This window comes from Peribacillus sp. (assembly GCF_059453735.1).
Window position 1 is genome coordinate 1 of sequence record NZ_JAZVJO010000377.1, and the last position, 3,414, is coordinate 3,414.

General features: G+C 37.3%; 1 protein-coding gene. It reads right to left on the reverse strand.

Features of this window, described 5'->3' with window-relative positions; all coding sequences use genetic code 11:
• On the reverse strand, window positions 1-3,414 hold a 3,414-nt coding region (locus AC52RT_RS12260; protein ID WP_495541007.1), incomplete at both ends, for a condensation domain-containing protein.

The following is a 3,414-nucleotide window of genomic DNA, read 5'->3' on the forward strand; positions in this document are numbered from 1 at the left end:
CCAGCCTGATATGCACAATTCACCTTGCATACCTATTGGCAGCAGTTGATCATTATCTCCTAGAATATAAAGTCTTGTGTTTACGATCGGGCTGCCAACCGATACTTCATCTGCATTAGTTAAATCCATTACAGCTGAGAACACAGTCGTTTCAGTCGGTCCATATAAATTAAAAATATTAGCATTTGTATTATTTTGAATGGTGGATAGTAAATTGTATGGTAATGGCTCTCCGCCAATCATCAAGTCCTTTATTTGAGCAAGCCAAGCAAATTCCCCTAATCCAAAAAGCAGCTGCATGCGCGAAGGGGTCATTTGCAGCATATCAATCTGTTGATCTATTATCAGCTTAATCAAAGAAACAGGATTATTTTTCTCTTCCTCATTTGCAAGGACTACGCGCAGCCCTTTACTAAATGCTAAAATCGTTTCGATAAAGAAAATATCGAAGCATATCGTCGTAACCGCTAAAATCGTCTTACTTGGATTAAAATCTATTTTTTCAATTAATCCCTTAATGAAGTTTGCGGCAGCATGGTGGCTGATCATAACCCCTTTTGGTAAGCCTGTGGAGCCAGACGTATAAATTACGTATGCCAAATCAGTACCTGCTACATCCGTGTCTAGATTCGTTTTATCTTCGTTTGTCACTTTCCAATCATCTAAACATACGACCTGTCCACTGTAAGAGATGTCCTCTTGTAAATATTCTTTTGTTATTAAGGTCTTTGCATTTGAATCCTTTAGCATATAATTGACTCTGTCTCTTGGAAACAATGGATCAATCGGAATATAAGCCGCACCCGCTTTTAAGACAGCATATATTGAAATAAACATGTCAGGTGACCGTTCTAACATCACCCCGGCAAAATCCCCGGGTTGTAATCCTGCCTTGACCAGCGTTCTGGCAAGCTGATTAGCCATTTCGTTTAATTCTTGATAGGTTAATTGAATATTTTGAAAAACAAGTGCTATTTTATTAGGTGTTTCTAAAGCCTGTTCTTCAAGATACTTGTGTAATGGTTTATAGTCATAATGTCTAATCGGATCATTAAATACATGAAGAATGCTTTCTCTTTCTTTGGCTGTTAATAATGATAATTCCTCAATGCCGGTTTGAGGATTTTCAACAACCTGCTCTATAAGATGCAATAATTGTGATTGAATTTGTTCAATCGTATCTGAATCATAATAATTTTTATTATAGTGAAACTCGAAAGTGATCTCTTCACCTGGTATGACCGTTAGATTGAAAGGATAATTCGTATGCTCATCTATTTCAGCATGGGTAATGGTTAAGTCTGAATCCCCAGAACCTTCTTTAGCAAGTTTCTGCTCTAATGGGTAATTTTCAAAGATCATTAAATGCGAGATTAAATCCTTTTTGTCCATTTCATATAGCGGAAAAGAATCGTATTTGTGTGATTCGATTGATTGCTTTTGAATCTCCTTAACAAGTTCATTAAAGGTTGTAAATTGTCCTTTATTAACCCGTACAGGAATACTATTAATAAATAAACCAATCGTATTTTCTATACCAACAATCTCGTCTGGCCGTCCAGAAACAACACTTCCAAATACTACATCGTTTTTTTGATTAATCTTCTGTAATTGAATGCCCCATATCGTCTGCAGGAAGGTATTAACCGTAACTTGTTGTTTCTTTGCTGCTTGTTTTAATTGGGCAGTTGATTTTTTATCCATTACCAGTCTCGTTACATCAGTTGAATATCCCAAATCCCCTCTGATTGAAGGAATTTCGATGATATCTGTCCGGCCCTCATAGCCTTCCAAATATCGGCTCCAGTAAGTTTTTGCCTGATCATCATTTTGATTTCTCAGCCAGTTAATATACTGACTATATGGTATGACATCATTTAATTTCGCAGCCCGGTTCTGAGTAATCGCATGATAACATTCTAATAATTCCTGGGTAACAATTGGAATACACCAGCCATCCATTAAGATATGGTGAAAGCTCCAGAGTAATTTGTAAGTCTGATCTCCCACTTGCAGAATCGACATTCGCATTAAATCCTCTCTGGCAAGATCAAACCCTTTTGCTTTATCCACATTTACATAACCCTCGAACCAATTCTCTTTTTCAATATCTGTCAGATCTCGAATATCATGATATTGAATACTGATATTTCTTCGTTTAACCACTATTTGCATTGGTTCTTCACTGATTAGATTATCAAAATTTGTTCGCAGCACCGCATGCCGTTCGATAACTTTATTTAAACTTTTCTCTAAGGCAGCTCGGTCCAATCTCCCATTCACTTCAAATATTGCCTGTTCAAAGTAAGCGGTGGAATCTTGATTGAAAAGATGGTGAAACCACATTCCTTTTTGCATAGGTGTCAATTCATAAATATCTTCAAGCTCACCTATATCCTTTGTTTGTTTGATGGCATCATCGAGTTGTTCTATTGTCATTCCTTTAAGCATGACGTCACTTGGTGTAAGACTGGTATCCTCTTTTAAGACGCAGTGGTCAATAATCGTCTTTAGACTTTCTCGGAAATGGCTGGCTAAATCCTCAATCGTATCGGTAAAATATTGCTCTCTACTATAACTAATTGACAAGTTTAAGCATTCCTCAATGACCATCCCATTAAAATCTAAAACATATGGGCGGACCCCCTGTTCACTCTCAGGATTCCCCGGCGAATAGCTTGAGGATGTAAACGAAGTTCCTTCTAAATCTTGATCAAATTGACCTAAATAGTTGAAACTAATTTCCGCATCATGCGTAAAATTGAGGGTCTCAGCAACTCGTCTTACATATTTATAAATTCCATACCCAATCCCTTTATCCGGAACGCTCCTCAACCCTTCCTTCACATTTTTAATAACGTGAGATAGGCTCCCTTGTTTTGTCTCAATAATGATTGGATACTGACTGGTAAACCAGCCAATGGTACGTGAGATATCAATATCAGAGAAAAGTTGTTCACGGCCATGCCCCTCTAAATTCACTTTAATGGCTTGAACTCCTGCCCATGCACGGACTGCCATACCTAGAGCAGCTAATAATAGATCATTGATCTCTGTGTTATAAGCCCTGTTAGAGTTTTTTAACAAATCTTCTGTTTCTTGTTTTGTAAATTGAATCGTTACTCTATTTGAACTTGTATTATCGTTCACATCTGAATCAGTATCCTTGGGGAGGAATGGAACAACGTGACTCTCTACCGCTGACCAATATTCAGCTTCTGCCTTCATTTCTTGCTCATTTCCATATTGAATAAGTCTTTCAGACCAGCTCTTGAAAGAATCCGTTTTTTCCGGAAGTTTTATCGGTTGATTTTGTTCCAACTGTTCTAATGCAGTCTGTAAGTCTTCTAATAAGATTCTCCATGAAACTCCATCAATAACAAGATGATGAATTATGATCAATAAATGATCGCC